Origin of the sequence: Pseudomonas sp. P42 (assembly GCF_017973755.1) — a bacterium.
Lineage (GTDB): Bacteria > Pseudomonadota > Gammaproteobacteria > Pseudomonadales > Pseudomonadaceae > Aquipseudomonas > Aquipseudomonas iridis.
Window position 1 is genome coordinate 616,826 of the sequence record NZ_JACOPU010000003.1, and the last position, 23,031, is coordinate 639,856.

19 protein-coding genes are annotated in these 23,031 nt (G+C 60.8%); 8 read left to right on the forward strand and 11 right to left on the reverse strand.

Annotated features, from left to right (window positions below; translation table 11 throughout):
• Positions 1-108: 108 nt before the first annotated feature.
• The 4 genes from H8B20_RS12200 to H8B20_RS12215 are packed head-to-tail and all read right to left on the reverse strand — an operon-like array spanning position 109 to position 4,805.
• On the reverse strand, positions 109-942 hold the full coding sequence (locus H8B20_RS12200; protein WP_210623263.1) for a class I SAM-dependent methyltransferase: 834 nt from the start codon (positions 940-942) through the stop codon (positions 109-111).
• Between the two features lie 40 nt (positions 943-982).
• Entirely contained in the window at positions 983-1,882 is a 900-nt protein-coding gene (locus H8B20_RS12205) for a class I SAM-dependent methyltransferase (protein ID WP_210623264.1), read from the reverse strand.
• Complete coding sequence (locus tag H8B20_RS12210; RefSeq protein ID WP_210623265.1) at positions 1,879-3,183, reverse strand: glycosyltransferase; 1,305 nt, start codon at positions 3,181-3,183, stop codon at positions 1,879-1,881. The genes H8B20_RS12205 and H8B20_RS12210 overlap by 4 nt, the downstream gene beginning before the upstream one ends.
• On the reverse strand, positions 3,177-4,805 hold the full coding sequence (locus H8B20_RS12215) for a glycosyltransferase (protein WP_210623266.1): 1,629 nt from the start codon (positions 4,803-4,805) through the stop codon (positions 3,177-3,179). Before H8B20_RS12215 ends, H8B20_RS12210 begins: the two co-directional genes overlap by 7 nt.
• A gap of 426 nt (positions 4,806-5,231) precedes the next feature.
• Here H8B20_RS12215 and H8B20_RS12220 point away from each other — a divergent pair, with 426 nt between their 5' ends.
• The 8 genes from H8B20_RS12220 to H8B20_RS12255 are packed head-to-tail and all read left to right on the forward strand — an operon-like array spanning position 5,232 to position 14,241.
• Positions 5,232-6,146, forward strand: a complete 915-nt coding sequence (locus H8B20_RS12220; RefSeq protein ID WP_210623267.1) for a GDP-mannose 4,6-dehydratase — start codon at positions 5,232-5,234, stop codon at positions 6,144-6,146.
• The gene (gene gmd, locus H8B20_RS12225; protein WP_047304319.1) at positions 6,143-7,114 is read left to right on the forward strand and encodes a GDP-mannose 4,6-dehydratase; all 972 of its coding nucleotides are present in this window, start codon (positions 6,143-6,145) and stop codon (positions 7,112-7,114) included. Before H8B20_RS12220 ends, gmd begins: the two co-directional genes overlap by 4 nt.
• Positions 7,115-7,117: 3 nt before the next feature.
• Positions 7,118-8,560 carry a mannose-1-phosphate guanylyltransferase/mannose-6-phosphate isomerase gene (locus H8B20_RS12230; protein ID WP_210623268.1) on the forward strand — a complete coding sequence of 481 codons (1,443 nt, stop codon included), beginning with the start codon at positions 7,118-7,120 and terminating at the stop codon, positions 8,558-8,560.
• Positions 8,561-9,358 carry an ABC transporter permease gene (locus tag H8B20_RS12235; protein ID WP_210623269.1) on the forward strand — a complete coding sequence of 266 codons (798 nt, stop codon included), beginning with the start codon at positions 8,561-8,563 and terminating at the stop codon, positions 9,356-9,358. It abuts the gene before it with no gap.
• Positions 9,358-10,623 (forward strand): ABC transporter ATP-binding protein, encoded by a 1,266-nt coding sequence (locus H8B20_RS12240; protein ID WP_210623270.1) that lies wholly within the window; start codon positions 9,358-9,360, stop codon positions 10,621-10,623. Before H8B20_RS12235 ends, H8B20_RS12240 begins: the two co-directional genes overlap by 1 nt.
• Positions 10,620-11,996 carry a glycosyltransferase family 4 protein gene (locus H8B20_RS12245; protein ID WP_210623271.1) on the forward strand — a complete coding sequence of 459 codons (1,377 nt, stop codon included), beginning with the start codon at positions 10,620-10,622 and terminating at the stop codon, positions 11,994-11,996. Before H8B20_RS12240 ends, H8B20_RS12245 begins: the two co-directional genes overlap by 4 nt.
• The gene (locus H8B20_RS12250; protein ID WP_210623272.1) at positions 11,980-13,110 is read left to right on the forward strand and encodes a glycosyltransferase family 4 protein; all 1,131 of its coding nucleotides are present in this window, start codon (positions 11,980-11,982) and stop codon (positions 13,108-13,110) included. The genes H8B20_RS12245 and H8B20_RS12250 overlap by 17 nt, the downstream gene beginning before the upstream one ends.
• Positions 13,111-14,241, forward strand: a complete 1,131-nt coding sequence (locus tag H8B20_RS12255; RefSeq protein WP_210623273.1) for a glycosyltransferase family 4 protein — start codon at positions 13,111-13,113, stop codon at positions 14,239-14,241.
• 62 nt (positions 14,242-14,303) lie between these two features.
• Here H8B20_RS12255 and H8B20_RS12260 read toward each other — a convergent pair whose 3' ends face one another.
• From H8B20_RS12260 to H8B20_RS12290, 7 genes are all read right to left on the reverse strand, one after another.
• Positions 14,304-16,334 (reverse strand): pyridoxamine 5'-phosphate oxidase family protein, encoded by a 2,031-nt coding sequence (locus H8B20_RS12260; RefSeq protein ID WP_210623274.1) that lies wholly within the window; start codon positions 16,332-16,334, stop codon positions 14,304-14,306.
• Positions 16,335-16,379: 45 nt separating this feature from the next.
• On the reverse strand, positions 16,380-17,006 hold the full coding sequence (locus H8B20_RS12265; RefSeq protein ID WP_047304334.1) for a glutathione S-transferase family protein: 627 nt from the start codon (positions 17,004-17,006) through the stop codon (positions 16,380-16,382).
• 105 nt (positions 17,007-17,111) lie between these two features.
• Positions 17,112-18,038: a LysR family transcriptional regulator gene (locus tag H8B20_RS12270; protein WP_210623275.1), complete on the reverse strand. Its 927-nt coding sequence runs from the start codon at positions 18,036-18,038 to the stop codon at positions 17,112-17,114.
• A 362-nt stretch (positions 18,039-18,400) separates the two neighbouring features.
• Complete coding sequence (gene glyA, locus H8B20_RS12275; RefSeq protein ID WP_210623276.1) at positions 18,401-19,666, reverse strand: serine hydroxymethyltransferase; 1,266 nt, start codon at positions 19,664-19,666, stop codon at positions 18,401-18,403.
• A 25-nt stretch (positions 19,667-19,691) separates the two neighbouring features.
• Positions 19,692-20,873 (reverse strand): aspartate aminotransferase family protein, encoded by a 1,182-nt coding sequence (locus H8B20_RS12280; RefSeq protein WP_210623277.1) that lies wholly within the window; start codon positions 20,871-20,873, stop codon positions 19,692-19,694.
• 23 nt (positions 20,874-20,896) lie between these two features.
• On the reverse strand, positions 20,897-21,742 hold the full coding sequence (locus tag H8B20_RS12285) for a YggS family pyridoxal phosphate-dependent enzyme (protein ID WP_210623278.1): 846 nt from the start codon (positions 21,740-21,742) through the stop codon (positions 20,897-20,899).
• A complete protein-coding gene (locus H8B20_RS12290; RefSeq protein ID WP_210623279.1) occupies positions 21,742-22,995 on the reverse strand; it encodes a benzoate/H(+) symporter BenE family transporter in 1,254 nt (417 codons plus the stop codon). Before H8B20_RS12290 ends, H8B20_RS12285 begins: the two co-directional genes overlap by 1 nt.
• Positions 22,996-23,031: the final 36 nt, after the last annotated feature.

A 23,031-nucleotide genomic window follows, 5' to 3' on the forward strand; every position in this document is an offset into this window, starting at 1 on the left:
GCTGTCGAGTGAAACGAGGCTGCGATCTTTTGATGATGATTTTTGGAAATCAGATCAAAAGATCGCAGCGCCTACAGTGAGATCCAGCGATGCCTTGAGGTAAGCGGCTCAAGGCTTGCGGGCAATGATCACCTGACTCTTCGCCACCACCGTTTCCAGCGCATCTTTGATCTGTGCGCCGCGGGGTGACGAGAGCAAGGCTTGCCAGGTATTGGCCCAGTGATTGAGCAACGGGTGATCGGGGTTGCTCAGGTCGACCTTCGCCTCCCAGAACAGCAGCATCCACATCGACCAGTAAAAGCCGTACTGACTGTGGCTGATGACCTCAAGACCGGCATCACTGACCATGGTCTTGAACTGTTCTTCGCTGATGATGCGAATGTGATTGGGCTTCTCGTAATACGCCGGTGCAGCAATGTCTTTTTGCAGGTCTTCGGAGCTCGGGTGCGGCACGCTCAACAGATACAACGCCCCCGACTGGCCGACGCGCACCAGTTCGGCGAGGAACTGCGCCGGATCGTCGACATGCTCGAGGACTTCGGTGGAGACCACGCGGGTGGCGGTGCCATCGGCAATCGGCAGTGGATTGCCGTCGGTGACGTGGCACTCGACACCGCGCGCCGGGGTCTCGCTCAAACGCTGGCGGGCCTGTTCGATCTTGTCGCCGTCAATGTCGGCGACAATGAGCCGCGCCCCACGCCTGCCACAAAACTGCATGTTGCCGCCGTCACCGCAGCCGACATCGATCACGATGTCATCCGCCGACACCGGAAAGCCTTTATAGAGCTCTCCCGTCTCCTCGTTGAACCAGCCACTGAGCTGGGCATCGTGCAGACCGAGCATGAACGGATCGACCTTCTCGGCGACCGGCGTGACCGCCGCGACGGGCGCAGCAACCGGGGCGGGGGTCGCCGCTGTGAGTTTTCTCAAAAAGCTCAGCATGAGGTGGCTCCAAAATTGATATTCATGATCGGTTCGCCGCTCATGACGTCTGTCCCGCGTCCAGCGGTTTGCGGGCGATGATCACCTGGCTCTTGGGCATGAAACGGTCAAGCGTCTGCTTGATGGCGAGGCCTTCGGGTTGATCGAGCAAGTCCTGCCAGGTTCTGGCCCAGCTCTCCATCAAAGGCATGAACGGCTCCTGGATTCGGTCTCGTACCGCACCGGCGGGGTCCCGACCGGCCGCACGTTCGCCGGCCCAGAAAAAGATCATGCCCATCACCCAGAAAAAACCGTTGGCCTGACGATGCTCGATCACCAGACCCGCGTCCTCTACCAGCGCGGCGAAGCGCTCCGCGGTGTAAATCTGCACATGATTGGGTGACTGGTAGTAACTGGCCGGAGCAATGCCTTTTTGCAGGTGTTCGCCAATCGGCGCCGGCACGCTGAGCAGGTATTGCGCGCCGGGACGGCCCATGCGCACCAGTTCGGCCATGAACGGCTCAGGCTGGTCGATATGTTCCAGCACTTCCATGCACACCACTTTGCTCGCGCAACCATCGGCCAGCGGTAACGGCAAACTGTTGCTGACCAGCCCGAGATTCGACTGGCGGCTTTGCGCTTCGACCTGACGAGCAAGGTCGCGCACCTTGTCCAGTTCACTGTCGGTGAAGATCACCGAGGCGCCTTGGCGGACCGCAAACAGTGTCGCTACACCTTCGCCGCAACCCACATCGAGCAACGTATCATCAGCCGTGATTGCAAAGCCCTTGAGCAACTCGCCGCTGTCACCCAAAAACCAACCGTCGAGGACGGCGTCACGCAAACCGACGTCGCGCGGCGACACCGTATCGCGCGGAGCCGGCGTCGGCGTCGGCGTCGGCTCTGGCAATGAGACCGCTACAGGTGCCGGGCGAAAGCGGGCGAGCAGACGCCGGATCATGCGCCCGAGGCTTCCACGGATACCGCCTCGGCGGTGGCTGAGCGCTGGGCAAAAAATGCCCGCAAACGCTGTTCGGCGGTGGTCTGGCTACAAAACCGCTGCAGGCTGCGCACGGCTTCGGCCGACATTGCGGCGTAACGCGGCTGATCGGCTTTCGCCACCTCATAACTGGCGCGATAGGCCGCACACAGCGAATCCCAATTGGTCATGTAACGCATCGTGCGGTAGGCGGCGCGTGGGTCATGCGGCCAGGCCGTCAGCTCTTCGGTGAAGTCGACGATGAACGCGTTGTCGCTGTTCACGTAGTCAGCCATCGCCGTGTTCAGTGGCGCAATGGCCGGTTTGCCGCATGACATGAATTCCATCAGCGGCAGGCACTGGCCTTCACCGTATGAACTGTTGACCACGAAGCTGGTGGCTTGCACCAGCCGTTCGTAATCACCGTCCGCCAGATAACCGTGAATCAGCACGATCCGGCATTGGTAGGACTGGTTCTTGTACAAGTGGTGGAGCATGTCGGTGAGCGCATTGGCGATGTCGTGGTGCGTGAGTTTCAGCACCAGCGTCGCATCGGCAGTGTCACGGAATGTCGTGCAGAACGCGCTGATCATGTCCTGCCAGTTCTTGCGCCCGTCGTAAGGATTGAACACCGAGGTGTAGACCACGCCCTCCAGCTGCAACGGGCAATCCTGCGCCGGCGCGGCAAAGGACATCGGGGTGCCTTCGCAGCGTCCGGGTGGCCCGTAAGGCCGCAAGTCGACGGTGCGACTGTCAATCAGCAGCCCGCGCAGGTTCAGCGTGACCGCCTCGACCACAGGGTGTCGTTCCAGATGCTCACCGCGGGCGGCGAAGCGATCCCACACCGGCGCGGGGATCGCACAGACCGGATAGTCTTCGCCCATCACATCGCGCACGGTGTTGACCGTGAATGTCGAATGGGTAATCGCCCGGCCACATGCTTCAAGCACCACACGCCAGTCGTGGCGCGGTTCGCCCTGCCAGCTCTCGGTGGGAATGGTGCTGAACTCCCAGGCAAACACCGGGATGGTCGGGCAGGCGTAATGAATCGGCGTACGGTGCGGTGGAGAGAACGACAGGTAGATGCACTCTTCACCCCGGCTCAGACAGTCGAAATACAGGCGATCCACCAGTTCGTCGGGGTTGCTGACTTCGATGACCTGACCAATGCGCTCCAGCACCGGGCGGAACTCCTTGAGCACAAAGTAGTAGCTGTACTCGGGCCGTCCGAGGTTTTGCTGGATGTTGCTCTTGTTGGTTTCCGAATGAATGATGATCAACATGAGGCAGTCCTCGACTCGGCTGTCAGCGGCGTGGTTTCGCTCTGCGCCTTGAGTTCGAAAAACTGCATCACGCGCTGCTGAACCGGGGCGAAGCCGCAGTAATCGCGCATGCGTTCATTGGCTGCCGCGGCCATCGCCTGATACGCATCCGGATGGTTTTTGGCCATGGCGTAACTGTCCTCATAGGCGGCTTTCAGCGAGCCCCAGTCCGGGCGATGGCGCAGGGTACGGTAGAGGATGCGCACATCCTCCGGCCAGATCGTCGGCTCATGGCTGGACTTGACGACGAATCCGACCCGCTCATCGATATAGTCGTGCATCGCCGTGTGGTTCGGGGCAATCACCGGTTTGGCGCAGGACATGAATTCCATCAACGGCAGGCACAAACCTTCGCAGCGCGAAGCGTTGACGTAGAAACTCGCGGCACCGTAAAGCCTGGCGAACTCCTCGTCGTCCAGATAGCCGTGCATGACCACCACCCGACAGGCAAACGGCGAGAGTTGCGAGAGCAAGGTGATCAAGTGAACGTAGTAGCTCGACAAGTCGTTCTGGGTGATTTTCAACACCAGCGTGGCGTCTTCGTTGTCACGCATGGCCCAGCAGAAGGCGGTGATCAGGTGATGCCAGTTCTTGCGACCGTCGGCGGGATTGAACACGCTGACATAGACCACGCCACTGACGTCGATCTGTACCTGCTCGTTGGTGTCGGGCAACGCCGCTTGCGGATGGGCGTCAGGTTGCATCGCCTCGCTCACGGTGGTGGGCACCGGCAAGGGTGCTGCTGGCGCGGCCGGCGTGCGCAATTTCGTCAGTTGCTGGCGGATGGCATTTGGCACTACATCGCACAAGGCTTCGCGATACCACAGCAGCAGGTTGTGCTTGAGTAAAAAAAGCGGCGGGTGTTCAGCTGGCGCCGTCAGCGCCCGGAAGCTTTCGCGCAAGTAGTGTTTGGAAATGAAGACGCGTCGGCGCAAGGTCAGTGGCACAGGTACTTCGGGTTCCGGTTCTGGTTCCACCAGGCCGCGAGTTTCCAGCTCCTGCTCATTGAATATCGGCGCGATCAAGCCATCGGCGGACAGCCCCAGTACGCGGCTGTCGATGATGCAGCCCTTGATCTGCAGCGTGGTGCCCGGGTTTACCGGGACACTTGGAAAGTCTCTGCGCACGTGCGCAAAGCGCTCCCACAACGGTGTGGGTAGTACCAGCACGGGGAAGTCTTCACCCAAAGTCCGGCGGATCGCCTGCGCGGTATGGGTGGACAAGGTAATCACCCGGCCATGACGTGCCAGGGTCTGGCTCCAGTCCTGACGAGGATCGTCGTCGCAGCACTCGGACGGGATCGAGTCATACTCCCAGGCAATCACGCAGACCATCGGGCACTGCAGATCGATCGGGGTTTTGTGCGGTGGCGAAAACGAAAGGAACAGGCATTCCTGACCGGCCTCGCTCAACTGCCGGTACAGCGGATCGACCTCGTCGACCGACGCCACCACATGCACGCGGCCAAGGCTTTCCAGCACCGGCCGATAAGCCTTGAGCACGAAGTAGTAACTGTATTCGGGACGCCCGAGACTCTGGCTGATGGAACTGTCGTTGACGTCCGAGTAAAGAATGAAATTCATGGCATCCCACGATGAAGCAGCCATCCCGACCGCTTCATGCTATGACGGCCGGACGTCGGATCAAGTCGGCATCACCGGCGCTTGAACTTCATCTACAGGCACGTCTTCGTTCTTGTTTTAGTGGTTGGTTTCACCCTGTTGCGCAATACCCACGGTGAACTTTGGGCAATCGCGACGAAGGGCATTCTAAACACATCCGTCGAGGATTCGTGAACCGCACGATGAGAAAAATCTGACTACGCTAACGAGAACTGACCAGTCACGGTTTGCCTGTTGAAATTGCCGCGCAATTGGCACAGATTGGCACCAAACAACTACAACAACTGACTTCGCCTGCCGTCCTGCCGGTTTTTTCTATCGGTCTGACAGACTTACCCTCAAAGCATGTGGGAAAGTGGCGCAAGTTCAAGACCAAGGGGTCGCGGTTTGAAAAAGCGTCTGTTCATTACGGGCCTCACTGGCTTCGTGGGACAACATATTCAGTCACGATTGGCGCTACCTAATTCGTCGTGGGAGCTTCTGTCTGCCGCAACGCCCTACGACCTCACGGACGCGGGCAGCCTCGTCGATCTCTGGCCTCAAGTACCCGACGCGGTCATCCATCTGGCCGGGCAGACGTTCGTCCCCGAAGCCTTTCGCGATCCGGCGCGCACGCTCGACATCAATCTCATCGGCACCCTCAACCTGTTGCAAGCCCTCAAGGCGCGCGGCTTCGCCGGCACCTTCCTGTACGTCAGCTCCGGCGACGTCTACGGCCAGGTCGACGAAAGCGCTCTGCCGATCACTGAGCTGCAACCGCCCTGCCCGCGCAACCCTTATGCGGTGAGCAAACTCTCGGCGGAGTTCCTCAGCCTGCAATGGGGCATGAGCGAACAGTGGCCGGTGCTGGTAGCGCGGCCGTTCAATCACATCGGCACCGGGCAGAAGGACAGTTTCGTCATCGCCAGCGCCGCCCGCCAGATCAGTCGCATCAAACAAGGCCTGCAAGCGCCACAACTGGAAGTCGGCGACATCGACGTGACCCGCGACTTCCTTGATGTCGCCGACGTGATTTCGGGCTACTTCGCGCTGCTTGAAAAAGGCCAATCTGGGCAGGTCTACAACATCTGCTCGGGGCGCGAGCAAAGTATCCGCAGCCTGATCGAGCAGTTGGCAGATCTGGCCGAAGTCGAGATGCAACTGGTTCAGGATGCGGCGCGCATGCGGCGTGCCGATCAACGCCGCGTTTGCGGCAGCCACGCAAAACTGGCCACAGCCACCGGATGGGCGCCAGACATCACCACACAACAATCCCTGCGGGCGATCCTGTCCGACTGGGAGAAGCGAGTACGACAAGAATGACAAAAAGTGCATTGATCACAGGCATCACCGGCCAGGACGGCGCATATCTGGCCAAACTGCTGCTCGACAAAGGCTACAAGGTTTACGGCTTTGTGGCTCGGCGCAGCAGCGATTCACGCTGGCGCCTGCGCGAAATGGGCGTCGAAGCCGACATTGTCTACCTGGACGGTGACATGGCCGACGCCTGCTCGGTACAGCGCGCCGTGATCAAGTCGACCCCGGACGAGGTGTACAACCTGGCGGCGCAAAGCTTCGTTGCCGCCTCCTGGGATCAACCGGTGACCACCGGCATCGTCGATGGCCTGGGCGTCACTCACTTGCTCGAAGCGATCCGCCAGTTCAGCCCGCACACCCGGTTCTATCAGGCCTCGACCAGCGAAATGTTCGGTCTGATCCAGGCTGAACAGCAGGACGAGAACACGCCGTTCTACCCGCGCAGCCCGTACGGCGTGGCCAAGTTGTACGGTCACTGGATCACCGTCAACTACCGCGAAAGCTTCAACCTGCACGCCAGCAGCGGCATCCTGTTCAACCATGAATCGCCACTGCGCGGCATCGAGTTCGTCACGCGCAAGGTCACCGACGCCGCCTCCCGTATCAAGCAAGGCAAACAGCAGGAACTGGCTTTGGGCAACATCGACGCCAAACGCGACTGGGGTTTTGCCGGCGATTACGTCGAAGCCATGTGGCTGATGCTGCAACAGGACAAACCCGACGATTTCGTGGTCGCCACCGGTGTCACCACCACGGTGCGCGAAATGTGCCGCATCGCCTTCGATCACGTCGGCCTCAACTACCGTGATTACGTGAAGATCGACCCTGCGTTTTTCCGCCCGGCCGAAGTCGAAGTGCTGCTCGGCAATCCGGCCAAGGCTCAGCGAGTGCTGGGCTGGAAGCCGAAAACCGACCTGGATACCTTGATCCGCATGATGATGGACGCGGACATGAAACGCGTCGCCAAGGAGTAGGCCATGCTGATCCCCGTGATTCTGTCCGGCGGTGCCGGCACCCGTTTGTGGCCGGTGTCCCGCGAGGGCCATCCCAAGCCGTTCATGACCCTGCCCGACGGCCAATCGCTGCTGGGCAAGACCTACCAGCGTGCGGCAGCGTTGCTCGACGGTTGGGGCGACATTGTCACGGTGACCAACCGCGAGTACTACTTCCAGAGCAAGGATCACTACTGCGCCGCCCACGTGTCGCGCCATCGCGGGCACTTCCTGCTGGAGCCGACCGGGCGTAACACGGCTCCGGCAATCGCCGCAGCGGCACTGTCGCTGCAAGCCTTGCATGGCGATGACGCGATCATGGTGGTGATGCCAGCCGACCACTTGATCGTCAATCAAGGCGCGCTGAAAAGTGCGGTCGAGCATGCGGTCAATCTGGCGAAGGACGGTTATCTGGTGACCTTCGGCGTGATCCCGACAGCCCCGGAGACCGGCTTCGGCTACATCGAAACCGGTGCGCCACTGGACGCCAAAGGCGCGGCCAAAGTGCAGCGCTTCGTGGAAAAACCTGATCTTGAAACTGCCACGCATTATCTGGAGAGCGGCAACTTCCTGTGGAACTCGGGCATGTTCTGCTTCACCACCGCGACGGTGATTGCCGAACTGCAACTGCACGCACCGCAAATGCTGGAGCAGACCCGCACCTGCATGGCTGCCAGTGCCCCGGTAGAAACCGTTGGCTGCCTGCAGCAAGAGTTGTCGCCGGAGTTGTTCGCTGAAATTACCGACATATCCATCGACTACGCGCTGATGGAGCGCTCGGAAAAAGTCGTGGTGGTGCCCGCCGGTTTTGACTGGAGTGACATCGGTTCGTGGAACGCCGTAGCTGCACTGGTGCCAGCCGATGCCGACAACAACCGCGCCAGCGGCGAAGCGATATTCATCGACAGCCACGACAACTTCGTGCAGAGCGAAGGTCGGCTGGTGGCCGCCGTCGGTGTGGATAACCTGATCGTGGTCGACACCGCCGACGCGGTGCTGATTGCCCACGCTGACCGCGCGCAGGATGTACGGCGCGTCGCCAAGCAACTCAAGGACAAATCCCACGAAGCCTATCGCCTGCATCGTACGGTCTGCCGCCCCTGGGGCACCTACACCGTGCTCGAGGAAGGCCCACGCTTCAAGATCAAGCGCATCGTGGTCAAACCCGGCGCCAAGCTGTCCCTGCAAATGCACCATCACCGCAACGAACACTGGGTGGTGGTCGAAGGCATGGCCAAGGTCACCAATAACGGCAGCGGCACGACGCTGGTGGCCAAGAACGAATCAACCTTCATTGCCGCCGGCCACAAGCATCGCCTGGAAAACCCCGGGGTAATCGACCTGGTGATCATCGAAGTGCAAAGCGGCGAATACCTGGGAGAGGACGACATCGTTCGCTTCGAAGACCAATACGGCAGGACGGTTTGAATGCTGCTCTCCCTGTATCGCTCGCTGCGCGGCTACCGTGGATTCATCCTCGGTAGCGTCAAGCGAGAGTTTCAAGCGCGGTATCGCAACTCGCTGTTTGGTGCGCTGTGGACCGTGCTCAATCCGCTGTCGATGATCATCGTCTACACGGTAATCTTCTCCCAGATCATGCGCGCCCGCCTGCCAGGGGTGGACGATGGCCTGGCCTACAGCGTCTACCTGTGCGCCGGCCTGCTGACCTGGGGTCTGTTCGCCGAAATCACTACGCGCAGCCAGAGCATGTTTCTGGAAAACGCCAACCTGCTGAAGAAAATCAGCTTTCCGCGCATTTGCCTGCCCGTGATTGCGCTACTCAATGCCGGCATTAACTTCGCGATTATTCTGGGGCTGTTTTTCGGCTTTTTGCTGATCAGCGGACGCCTGCCCGGCATGGCCTTGCTGGCGCTGATACCGCTGCTGATTCTGCAAGTGGTCTTCGCCGCCGGACTCGGCATGCTGCTGGGCATTCTCAATGTGTTCTTTCGCGATGTCGGGCAAATGTTCGGTATCTGCCTGCAATTCTGGTTCTGGCTGACACCGATCGTGTATCCGCTGTCGATCCTGCCCCCGGGCATCCAGCACGTGATCAGCCTCAACCCGATGACTGCGTTGATGAACAGTTACCAGAATGTATTCCTTTACAACCAATGGCCGGACTGGTCCTCCCTGACACCGTTGCTGATCATCGGACTCGTGCTCTGCGCCCTGGCGCTGCACCTGTTCCGCCAACGGGTTGGTGAAATGGTGGATGAACTCTGATGGGGCACATACGCGTCAGTGGCCTGGCCAAGGCTTACAAACAATACCCCAATCGCTGGAGCCGGTTGTTTGAATGGCTGGTGCCGTTTTCCCGGCCCCGGCATCACTTGCACTGGGTCTTGCAGGACGTTGATTTCGAGATTCAGCCGGGCGAAGCTGTGGGCATTGTCGGCGTCAACGGCGCGGGCAAAAGTACTCTGCTGAAGATGATCACCGGCACCACTCAACCGACCTGCGGACAGATCCAGTTGCAAGGTCGGGTCGCCGCGCTGCTGGAACTGGGCATGGGTTTCCACCCCGACTTTACCGGTCGCCAGAACGCTTTCATGGCCGGCCAGTTGCTGGGGATGCAGGTTGAAGAGATCGACGCGTTAATGCCGCAAATCGAAAGTTTTGCCGAAATCGGCGAAGCCATCGATCAGCCGGTGCGCACCTATTCCAGCGGCATGCAGATGCGTCTGGCGTTCAGTGTCGCCACAGCGCGGCGCCCGGACATCCTGATCGTCGACGAAGCGCTGTCGGTCGGCGATGCCTATTTCCAGCACAAAAGCTTCGAGCGCATCCGAAGCTTCCGCAAGGCCGGCACCACGCTGCTGATTGTTTCCCACGACCGCTCGGCCATCCAGTCGATCTGCGATACCGCGATCCTTCTGGAAAACGGGCGTCTGGCCATGCGCGGCAAGCCCGAAGAAGTCATGGACTACTACAACGCCATGCTCGCCCAGCGTGAAGGCCAGATCGTGCGTCAAGAGATGCTCGCCAACGGTCAGGTACAAACCATTTCCGGCACCGGTGAAGCCGCAATCATCAGCGTGCGCCTGCTCGATGCGCAGGGGCGCAGCCTCGAAGTGGCGGAAGTCGGCCAGCCAGTGGTGCTGGAAGTTCAGACAGAAGTACGTGAAGACATCGAACGGCTGATTCTCGGCTTCATGATCAAGGATCGCCTGGGCCAGGCGATTTACGGAATCAATACCCATCGCCTCGACAAACCGGTCGTCGAGCTCAGTGCAGGTGATCGCGTAACGTTCCGCTTCGCCTTTGACATGCGTCTGGGCAAGGGCAGTTATTCGGTGGCGCTGAGCCTGTCGCGGCTGGATTCGCACCTGGACCGCAACTTCGAGTGGCGCGACTACGGCTTGATCTTCCATGTGATCAACAACCGTCAGGAAGACTTCGTCGGCTGCGCCTGGCTGCAAGCGCACACTGAAATCACTCGCTCCAGTGGCAACCTCACGCCAACGCCTGATACGGAGATCTCGCGATGACGCGATTGTTGGTGGAATGCACTTACGTGTTCGAACATCCAAGCGCCAACTCGGGCATTCAGCGCGTGGTCCGCAACGTCGTCCAGCAATTGCCGGCCGCCGACGAGAACGTTGAATGCATTCCGGTGGTGATGATCGGTGGTGGTCTGTATCAAGTTAAGAGCCTGGCGCCACTGAAATCGGCAAAGCTGGATCTGATCAGCCTGCGAGTGAAACTCGAGCAGTGGGCCAATGCTTTCTGGTTGCGCCACCGTGCATTGGAGCGCCGCCGTCCATTCAGCCAGTCGCATTTCGCTCGCCGCGTGTTGTACGTCGGGTGCCGGCTGAGCGCTTTCGCCTGTTTCAGCCTGCCGATGCGCCTGCTGGAACGAGCCCTCAAGGGCAAGCAAATTCCCGAGCGCTGCGTGCCGTTACAGCATCGGGCCGGCGATCAACTGGTACTGCTCGACTCGTCCTGGCACGCCAATTTTTTCCCCCTGGCCGAGCAACTCAAGCGTGACGGGGTCGGTATCGTTTCGGTGATCTATGACCTGATTCCGCTCACTCATCCGCAGTTCTGCGATGCCGGGCTGGTCAAAGTGTTCAACGACTGGTTCGACTGGATCGCCCGCACAGCGGACGGCTATGTGGCAATTTCGACGACCATCCGCGATCAGGTGCGCGAGGAAATGCTGCGGCGCATCGGTTCGCAACAGGTCGCACAGCGCTGGTTCGATTATTTCCATCTCGGCTCGGAACTGGACTTGAGCGACACCGATACCAAGGTCGATCAGGGCTTGCTGCACATGTTCAAAACAGCGGAACCGGTGTTTCTCATGGTCAGCACGATCGAGCCGCGCAAAAACCACGCTTACCTGCTCGATGCATTCGAGCGCGCCTGGGCCACGGGGTCCACAGCGCGGTTATGCATCGTCGGCAAGATCGGCTGGAAGTGCGAAGCGTTGATCGAACGCATCCGCCGGCATCCCGAGCTGAACCGCCGCTTGTTCATGTACAACACACTCTCGGACAAAAGCCTCGAACACGCCTACTCCCATGCGACGGCGCTGGTATTCCCGTCCTACGTAGAAGGGTTCGGTCTGCCGCTGGTGGAAGCGATGCAACGCGGTTTACCGGCGATGGCCAGTGATATCCCGGTGTTTCGCGAGATCGGCGGCGATTACATGGCGTATTTCGACCTGGCCAACCCGCAGAGCCTGACCCACCTGATCACCGACATGGAACGCAGCCAGGTCTTTCCAGCACCGCTGAGCCTGGAACAGTGGCGCTGGCTGAGCTGGCGCGAAGCGAGTGCGCAACTGATTGAACGCATCGAGCACAATTTGCATCCTTCGCCGGCAACCCCGGAGAGCCAGCATGCGCATTGCTCTTAACGCCCGGATTCTACAGGCGCCGCGCACCGGCATCGGCCACTACGTCGCCGAACTGGTCAACGCCTTGCGCAGCGAGCCCGACGTCGAAATGACGCTGTTTCATGGTTGGGGCTGGAGTTCGGCGCTACCGGAAGCGGCAATGCCCGGCTATTCGCGTTTGACACCACTGCTGCGGCAAATTCCCGGAGCCTATCAGGCACGGCGCTGGATGGAGCAAAAGCGCTTCGATCAGGGCCGCGCGCAAGGCATCGACCTGTATCACGAGCCCAGTCTGTGGCCGCTGGCTTTCGACGGCCCGACGGTGATCACCCTGCACGATCTGACGCATCTGCATTTTCCCGAAACTCAGCCCTCGGCTAGGCTCAGGGAAATCGAGCGACGGCTGGCCCTTGGCGTCGAGCAAGCGCAGGTGATTCTGACTGACTCACAGGCGATTGCCGACGAGGCGCAAGACTATTTCGGACTGCCCGCCGAGCGTTTTGTGGTGGCGCCACTGGGCGTCGCCGAGCGGTTTCATCCACGCGAAGCCGACACGATCAGCGCGGTACTCAAGGCTCATGCCGTGCAGGCACGCGAGTATTTCCTGTGTGTCGGCACGCTGGAGCCACGCAAGAACCTGAGCCTGGCGTTGCGCGCCCATGCCCTGCTGCCGGAAGCGGTGCGCGAACGCTTTCCGCTGTTGATCGTCGGCATGGCCGGTTGGCAGCGTGAGCAGCTCAGTGACGAGCTGCGCCGGGCGTTGGCCAGTGGAAATGTGTGCCTGCTCGGCTACCTGCCTGATGAACAAGTGGCGCAACTGCTGGCCGGCGCTCGGGCACTGATTTTTCCTTCGCTGTATGAAGGCTTCGGCCTGCCAGTACTGGAGGCGATGGCCAGCGGCACGCCAGTGGTGGTCAATCGCTCTTCGGCAATGCCGGAAGTGGCGGGGGCTGCCGGCAACTATATCGACGCCGACGATGCAGACGGCTTGCGCGATGCGATGAGCCGACTGATCGACGATCAAATACATTGGCAGGCATGCCGAGAAGCCGGCTTGCAGCAGGCGCGGTTTTTTTCCTGGCAGCGTTGCGCACAGGCCACGGCCGGTGCCTACCGCCAGGCCATGGGAGGTTGAATGCGAGTTCTTCATTTCTTCAAAACGTACCTGCCCGACTCGGTCGGCGGCATCGAACAAGTGATCTTCCAACTGTGCGAAAGCGGCGCCCAGCATGGCATCGATGGGCAGGTGCTGACCCTCAGTGCTGATCCAAATCCACCCGTGGTGAAGCTGGGTCAACACGAAGTGCACCGGGCAAAACTCGATATACAGTTCGCCTCCACGGGGTTTTCCTGGAGCGTGTTCAAACAGTTTCGCGAGATGGCGGCCGAGGCCGACGTGGTCAATTACCACTTCCCCTGGCCCTTTATGGACCTGGTGCATTTTGCCAGCGGCATGAACAAACCGAGCGTGGTCACTTACCACTCCGACATCATCCGCCAGAAACACCTGCTCAAACTCTATCGGCCGCTGATGAACCGCTTTCTCGCCAGTGCCGACCGGATTGTCGCGGCGTCGCCGAATTACCTGCACACCAGTGATGTGTTGCAACAGTTTCAAGACAAGACCCGGGTGATTCCCTATGGCTTGAACAAGGCAGGTTATCCACAGCCTGATAGCGAACGAATCAACCGTTGGCGCCAGCAGCTTGGGGATAAGTTTTTCCTGTTCGTCGGGGTCATGCGCTACTACAAAGGCCTGCACATCCTGCTGGATGCCATGAAGGACGTGGATTATCCAGTGGTCATCGTCGGCGCGGGTCCGCTGGAGCAAGCGCTGCATGCCCAGGCCGCCGCGTTGGGCCTGCGCAATATTCACTTCCTTGGGCGCCTGGGGGATGAAGACAAAGTCGCCTTGCTGCAATTGAGCTACGCCATTGTTTTCCCATCGCATCTGCGCTCGGAGGCGTTCGGCATCTCGCTGCTCGAGGGCGCGATGTACGGCAAACCAATGATCTCCAGCGAGATCGGTACCGGCACCAGCTACATCAATATCCACAACGAGACCGGGCTGGTCGTACCGCCAAGTAATCCACAGGCGTTTCGCGAAGCCATGCGCACCTTGTGGGAGAACCCCGATCGCGCTGCCGCCATGGGCGCCAAGGCCGAAGCCCGTTACCGGCAGTTATTCACAGCCGATGAGATGGGCCGCAAATGGACAGAGTTGTACCAAGAGCTGCTGGAAGAAAAATCCTTGTCCTACGCCTGAACTGGCTTGGAATCCACTCCCTGTAGGAGCAGCCTTCGGCAGCTCCGACACGGGCGCTTGCATTACAAATCCAGCACCAGCGGCTGTTCGCTTTGCGCCGGCACCGCACAACAAATCAGCACATGCCCCGCCTCCGGCACTTCGGCCGGGGGCTGTGGATAATTCACTGCGCCGCTGACCAGCCGTGTCTTGCAGGTGCCGCACGAACCGCCGCGGCAACTGAACTCGGGGCGCAATCCGCGACTTTCCGCCAGCTCCAGCAAACTGCTGCCGTCCGGTTGCCAGCGCGCTTCCTTGGCCGAACGTTCGAACACCACTGGCACGGATGTGGTGGCTGCGGGCGGTTGTTCAATGACAATCGCATCCGGATCGGCGCGACGCTTGAGCGTCGAAGGGCCGAACGTTTCGGCGTGAATCTGCGCATCGCGCACATCCAGCTCACGCAAGCCGTCGTACAGCCCTTGGGTAAAACCGCCGGGCCCACAGACCACAAAATCAATTTGATCGTAGTCCTCGACCTCCAACAGATCCCTTAATACCGCGCCGTCGATTCGCCCGCGCAGGTCGAAATCCTCGCCCTCGTGCGCGTCCGCTTCCGGCTGACTGAGCAACCGCAGGACCCGCACCGCGTCGCCAGCGCTTTCCAACAAGTGATCCAGCTCCCTTCGAAAAGGTTGATCGGCCAGGCTGCGTGAACTCTGCAGCAACCATGTTGGACGAATCCGGCGCGTGCGCAGGCCTTGATAAACCACCTCGCGCAGCATCGACAGCAGTGGCGTAATTCCAACCCCCGCGGCTAACAACACCAGTGGCCGTCGCTCCAGCGGCGCCACGGTGAAATGCCCCTGAGGCGCTCGCGCCTCCACTACATCACCCACCTGGATCTGCTCGTGCAGATGGGTCGACACGCGTCCTTCGCGCTTCACACTGATCCGATAGAAACCATCCGATGGCGCACTCGACAGGCTATACGTGCGGATGTGCACCTCGCCGTCGAGGGTAAATCTCACAGGCAAATGCTGGCCCGCGAGAAACACCGGCAAACCGGCGCCATCGTCTGGCTCCAGATAAATCGAGCGGATGCTGTGGCTTTCCCGTTCGATCTTCGCCACCCGCAGCGGTCGCCATTGGTTGCCCAACGCTTGCGCCTGCAAACGCGTATCGGCTTGTGCCCAGTTTCCAGTCAACAGACTGGTGGGCGACATGCCGTCGAAGCGCCAGCGCAAGGCCAGCGCTGCTGGCCGGCGAACCAGTTTCTCCACCTCGAATGTCCAAAACCGTTCGGCGCCTTGAAACGCCTCGATCTGCGGCCCTTCCAGGATGATTTCGGTACGCCCGCTGAGTTGCAGCAGATCGCCTGTGGAAAAGTCGATGAACAGCAAGCCAGCCTGGGGGTTGAGCAGTAGATTGCCGAGGGTGTTGAAGTGCAGATTGCCGGCAAAATCCGGGATGGTCAGACGATTGCCTTCCACCCGAACGAACCCGGGCTGGCCGCCACGATGGGAAACGTCCACCGAACGCTGACCATCGACATCGACATAACTGGCGACAAAGAACGTATCGGCGCCTTCGATCAGCGCTGTGGCTGCGTCATCAAGGGTGTCGAGATGCTGAGGTGGGCGCGTCTGCGGATCACTCAGTGGCACGCGCTGAAACTGGCGAAGTTGAATGTATTGCGGACAGTTGCCGAAGGCTTGATCGACACTCACATCGAAACCGTTATCGCCTAGATCGCCGACATGGCCGTTGAGGCGATTGCGCCGCCGCGTATGCAGTTCAATCCCGAGCAAACCGATGGGCTCGCCGTTACGCAGTTGCGCCGGATCATCGCCAGCGGGCAACGTGCTGAAACGCAGATGCTCAGCATCAGGCGAATGGGCAAACCCCGGCGCACCTTCGAGCACGCTGGCCCACGGACGACCCTGGGCATCGACCGCGCCGTACAGCATGAAGGGAAGTTGCTGATAGAACTCGCGGTGCTGGTCCGGCATCCAGGTGCGAATCACCTTACGCCCGAAAGCCTCCATGCGTTCGGCAACGCCTACATGGGCCTGTAACTGTTGCTCGCCAGCGTGCCACGGTGAACGTTCCATCACGACCTCTCCCCTGCGCCCTCGGCGCAACGTGGATTGCGGGAATCAGACTGCGGTTTGCAGACCGGCGACGGTGCGCGGCATGCCGACGAAACCGGGCAGCGCTTCGACCCGGGCCAGCCAGGCGCGGACATTGCCGTAGTCGTCCAGCGAGACATTGCCCTCCGGAGCGTGGGCGATATAGCTGTACGCCGAAATGTCGGCGATGGTCGGCTCATCACCTGCCAGATACGCGGTTTTCCCCAGCTCAGTGTCCATGACCGTGAGCAGGTTGTGTGCGCGAGTGATCAGTTCTTCAGCGTTCAGTTTGGCCCCGAACACCGTGATCAGCCGCGCTGCCGCCGGGCCAAATGCAATCGGCCCGGCCGCGACCGACAACCAGCGCTGCACCCGTGCCGCACCGACCGGATCGCTCGGCAACCACCGACCGTTGCCGTACTTCTGCGCCAGATACACCAGAATCGCATTGGAATCAGCCAGCACCACGCCGTTGTCATCAATGGCCGGGACCTGACCGAAACTGTTGATTGCCAGATATGCAGGCTGCTTGTGCTCGCCCTTCGCCAGATCGACCAGGATGGTCTCGGTCGGCAATTGCAGCAGCGACAGCATCAGTTCCACCCGATGGGCGTGGCCGGAACGCGGGAAGTTGTAAAACTTGATCGGTTGCATGGTCGACTCCACTGGATGATCGCACCGCCCAAGGGTTGGCAGCGCTGATGGGAGCCATCTTCCACCTGTCTGCAGAGCAACAGAATCACCAGTATTCGCAATCGATCATTTCATCTCATGCAATAACGCGGCATTTTTCAGCGATGGATGCTCACGCAGAGCGTTCACCGTGAAATCAACAAAGCTGCGCACCCGTGTCGGCGCTTTGCGCCCGCCCTGATACACCACATGAATGGGCAGCGGCGGCAGTTCGAAGTCGGCAAGGACGATTTCCAGCTCACCTGCCGCCACTTTGTTCGCCACCTGATAGGAAAGCACCCGCGTCAGCCCGAGGCCGAGGCACGCCGCTCTGATCGCCGCCTGATTGGCGGTGACCATCAGACGCGGCTCCGGGCGCACGATCAGCGATTCGCCCCTCTCAAGGAATGGCCAGTTGCGCATCTGGCCGGTGGCCGTAGTAGCGACGACGGGCAAGCCATTCAACGCTTGTGGATGCTGCGGTCGACCGTGCTCGGCCAGATACTGCGGCGAACCACAGACCACGCGCCTGACCTCACCCACCCGAATCGCATGCTGATTACTGTCCGGCAGCTCACCGATGCGCACCGCCACATCGACCCCCTCCTCGACCATGCTCACCACCCGATCCACCAACAACGCGTTGATCGAAACGTCCGGATACTGCGTGAGATACCCGGCCATCACCGGTGTGACAAACAATTCACCGAACAACACCGGCGCTGTCACCGTCAGTTGCCCACGAGGCTGGGCGTGACTGCCTGCGGCCGAATCCTCCGCTTCCTGCACTTCGGCGAGAATTCTCCGACAGTCCTCCAGGTACCGCTGACCCGCTTCGCTAAGGTGCACGCTGCGCGTGGTACGGATCAGCAATTGCGTACCGATTCGTTGCTCCAATGCAGCAACGGCGCGGGTGACGCTCGCAGCCGACAAACCGAGGCGCCGCGCGGCGGCAGAGAAGCCCTGGTCTTGAGCGACGGCGGCGAAGACCTGCATTTCCTGAAAGCGATCCATGGCGAAGACCTCGATTCAAAAGCAAAAGATCGCAAAACTCCCGCAGCATCCTAAGAAGCCTATTAAGCGCAAACGTCTTGAGAATTAAAACTGTCGCACCGGGCTTGATGCAGCCCTGACAGCCAGTCACGCGCGGAGCCAAGCATCAGCATTGCCGTCTGGGTACATTGGGCGTAAAGCGAATTGATCACAATGATCAATTTACTAGAGTCGCAAGCGCCTGTTGTCATGGCATCTGATACAGCTTTCGAGGATTGCGGGCAATTACCTGCTCAATGGCACGCGGGTGCGGCCAAAGGGATCGCCTGATAAAACAGTTGAATACCCGGCCACCACCCGATCAGGCAATGGCCGGGCCAGACTCAGCGATAGACCGGAAAACGACGGCACAGCGCGACAACTTGTTCGCGCACGTGGTGCCCGACCTTGTCGCTGCTTCCGTTTTCCAGGGCATCCAGTACGTCGCACAACCAGCCGGCCACTTGCTCGCAAGCCTCCACACCAAACCCGCGGGTGGTCACCGCCGGGGTACCGATACGAAGGCCGGATGTCACAAACGGTGAGCGCGGGTCATTCGGCACCGAGTTTTTGTTGGCGGTGATATAGGCACTGCTCAGGGCCGCGTCGGCCTCCTTGCCGGTGTAGGGTTTGCCGGACAGGTCGATCAGCATCATGTGGTTGTCGGTGCCGCCCGAGACGATCTTGTACCCGCGCTTTTGCAACACCCCGGCCATGGCCCGGGCGTTGATGACCACTTGGGTCTGGTAGATGCTGAACTCAGGCGAAAGCGCTTCCTTGAAGGCCACCGCCTTGGCCGCGATCTGGTGCATCAGCGGCCCGCCCTGCACGCCGGGAAACACAGCGGAATCGAGCTTTTTGTAGAAGGCTTCATCCTGTCCCTTGGACAAAATCAAACCGCCGCGTGGCCCGCGCAGGGTTTTGTGCGTGGTGCTGGTCACCACATGCGCGTGGGGAAGCGGATCCGGGTATTCGCCTGCGGCGACCAGCCCGGCGACGTGGGCCATATCGACCCAGAAAATAGCCCCAACCTTGTCGGCAATGCTGCGCATGCGCGCCCAGTCCTTGTACCGCGAATACGCGGAAAAACCACCGATCAACATTTTTGGGCGAGTCTGCAGTGCGATTCGCTCCATCTCGTCATAGTCGAGAAAGCCGGTTTTCGGGTCCAGTCCGTAAGGCACGATGGTGTAGTGACGCCCCGAAAAGTTGGCCGGGTTGCCGTGGGTCAGGTGACCGCCCTGGGCCAGGTTCATGCCCATCACCGTATCACCGGGGTTGATCAGTGCCAGGAAGACCGCCGCGTTGGCCTGGGCGCCCGCATGGGGTTGCACGTTGGCGTAATCGCAGTCGAACAGGGCCTTGACCCGCTTGATGGCCAGCCGCTCGGCCACATCGACGTATTCGCAGCCGCTGTAATAGCGCTTGCCGGGGTAGCCTTCGGCGTACTTGTTGGTGAGCACCGTGCTCTGGGTTTTCATCACCAGCGGGCTGGCATAGTTTTCCGAGGCGATCAGCTCGATATGGTCTTCCTGGCGATGCTCTTCGTTGTGAATCGATTCATACAGCTCAGGGTCGAAAGTGTTGAGGGTCAGCGTCGAGTCGTACATATGCAAAGTGTCCTTGGTCAAGAATTCAAGCGGCGGGTGACAGCAGGCGGGTGATACGCGCGGCGATGTCGTCGATCTGTGCGTCATCGCAAATCAGCGGCGGCAACAGGCGCACGGTGTTGCCCCGTGTGACGGTGATCAGCAGGCGTTGTTCTTCACGGGCCCGGCCGACCAGTTCGGCGCACGGGCCATTGAGTTCAATGCCGATCATCAAGCCGATGCCGCGAACGGACACCACCTCAGGATGGTTGCCCAGCGCCAGCTTCAGGGCTGCCAACAAGCGGCGGCCCGAGGCGGCAGCACGTTGCGGGATGTGATCGCGCTGCATGATGTCGAGCACTGTGCAGCCCACGCGGCACGCCAGCGGGTTACCGCCGAACGTGGACGCATGGTGACCGGGGGAAAACAGCTGGGCGGCCTTGCCCCGCGCCAGGCATGCGCCGATGGGGAAACCGTTGCCCAGCGCTTTGGCCAGGGTAATGACGTCCGGCTTGATGCCCGCGTGCTCAAAGCCAAACCAGGTACCGGTGCGGCCGAGTCCGGTCTGCACTTCATCGATCATCATCAGCCAGTCGTGTTCATCACACAGTTGGCGCAGCGCCTGCAGGTAGCCGGCAGAAGCGGCGTGCACGCCCCCCTCACCCTGCACCGGCTCGACGAGCACCGCGACGATATCCGGTGACTGCGCCGCGACCTGGCGAATCGCCTCGATGTCGTCGAAAGGCACCCGCAAAAAGCCCGGCATCAGGGGCTCGAAGCCGCGATGCACGGCGGGATTGCCGGTGGCGGCGAGTGTGGCCAGGGTGCGCCCGTGAAAACTGTTCTCCATCACCAACACTTGCGGCTGGCTCACCTGCCGAGCGTTGGCGTGCAGGCGGGCCAGTTTGAGCGCCGCTTCGTTGGCCTCCGCTCCGGAGTTGCAGAAAAACGCCCGTTGCATGCCCGATAGCAGGCACAGTCGTTCGCCCAATTGCTCCTGCCATGGGATGCGAAACATGTTGGTCGTGTGCAGTAACACCGTGGCTTGCTCGGCGATGGCCGCGGCAATTTCGGGGTTGGCATGCCCCAGGCTCGTCACCGCCACACCGGCGATGGCATCCAGGTATTCAACACCCTCGGTGTCCCACAACGAGGCACCCTGGCCTCGGCTGAACGAAACCGGTTGTCGGGCTGAGGTGTGCATGAGGTAAGCGGGTGCAGCGGACATTGCAGGCCTCCTGTAGAGGGGGATCAACGGCTGGGTGTGATCGACAACAACGTGTCTTCAATGAGGGGGCGGGCATCGGCGGTCGGCCAGTAGTACGCATCCGGCATGGCTCGGGCACCGAAGATCGCCTGCCCGACGCGCACCACGGTCGCGCCCTCTTCAATGGCGATTTCAAAGTCACCCGACATGCCCATCGACAGCTCTTGCAGCGACACCCCGACAGGGGCGCAATGACGCAAGCGGTCGCGCAATTCACGCAGCCGGACGAAGCAAGGGCGCACCCGCACCGCGTCGGCCGAGAACAGCGCCAGCGTCATCAACCCGCGAACCCGCAGTGTCGGGAACGCTGGCATTGTCTCCAGGAAAGCCGCCACGTCATCGGGCGCTAGCCCGTACTTGCTGGCTTCGCCGGAGGTATTGACCTGGACGAACACGTCCATCTGCCGATCTAAAATGCGCAGGCGACGGTCCAGCGCCTCGGCCACCCGCAGGCTGTCCAGGGCCTGGAACTCACTGGCGAAGCGTGCGACCTGCTTGGCCTTGTTGGTCTGCAAGTGGCCGATCACCGACCATTGCAGGTCTTGCAGATCGGTCATGGCTTCCCACTTACGCTGTGCTTCCTGCACCTTGTTCTCGCCCAACAGGCGGCAACCGGCGGCATAGGCCAGACGCAGATGAGCTTCATCAAAGGTTTTGCTGACCGGCAGCAAGCGCACACCGGCAGGGTCGCGTCCTACCCGACGGCACGCCTCGACAATGCGTTGCTGCACGGCGGCCAGGTTGCGGCGAAAATCTTCGACACTGTCGGCCTGTGGGTAACGACCATGGCGCGCATGCAGGATGTTGAGGTCTTCGGTTTGATCAGGCATCAGTTGGCCGCTCCCTTGGTCGGCACTGCAACCGGGTCGGCCTGGGGGACTGCAGTCTTTTCACGACGCGGCAACTGCCCATTGAGCACGGCGTAGGCCGTCAGGCCGATGACCAGGCCCCAGAACGCGCCGCCGATGCCCAGCAGAGTGATATTGGCCGCGCAGGCCAGGAAAGTGATCAGCGACGCTTCCCGCGATTTCACGTCCGCCATGGCATTGGCCAGGCTCGCGCCGAGTGTGCCCAACAGGGCCAGCCCGGCCAGGGTAGTGATGAAGGTCGCCGGGAAGGCCATGAACACCGCCGCCAGGGTCACGCCGAAGATCCCCACCAGAATGTAGAAGATGCCCGCGGCCACGCCTGCGATCCAGCGCTTGGACGGATCTTCCGAGGCTTCCTTGCCCGTGCAGATGGCGGCGGTGATGGCCGCGATGTTGAAGGCATGGGAACCGAACGGCGCCATCAGCAGAGAACCCAGCCCGGTCACGCTGAGGATCGGGTTGGCACTGGTGTTGAAGCCGTCACTGCGCAGCACCAGCATGCCCGGCATGTACTGCCCCGTGAGGGTGATCAGAAACAGCGGCAACGCCACGCTCAACAACGCATTGACCGAGAACTCCGGGCGGGTGAACACCGGTGTCGCAAACTCCAGCGTCAGCCCCGTGAAGTCCACGCGTCCCTGCATCAGCAGAAAGCCAAGCCCCAGCACCAGAATGCCGACCACCGCGTAGCGCGCACTCAAGCGCTTGAACAGGATGTAGGCGCCGATCAACACCCCGACCAATAGCGGGTCGACGCTCATGCTGGCGAAAGCACCGATACCGAACTGCAGCAGGATGCCGCCCAACAGGCCCGCTGCCACACCCGGCGGGATCAGGCGAACGGCTTTTTCAAAGTAACCGGATACGCCCAGCAGCACGAACGCTGCAGCCGAAATCATGTACGCCCCAATGGCCTCGGCGTAGGGTGTGGTCGCCAAGGCGACGATCAAAAACGCCGCCGCCGGGGTCGACCAGGCGGTGATGATCGGCTCGCGGCTCACCCAACTGAGGAACAGCCCGGTCACCCCTACCCCGATCGACACAGACCAAACCCACGATGCCGTCAACTCAGGGCTGAGCCCTGCGACCTTGGCGGCCTGAAACACCAGGATGAAGGTGCCGCCGTAATTGACGATCACCGAAATCAACCCGGCAACCACCGGGTGCAGCAGGTCCCGCAGACGCAGGGACGAGAGGGATTGAGTAGATGACATAGGTCTTGGCTCCTTGCTGGACGACGCATCCGGCCG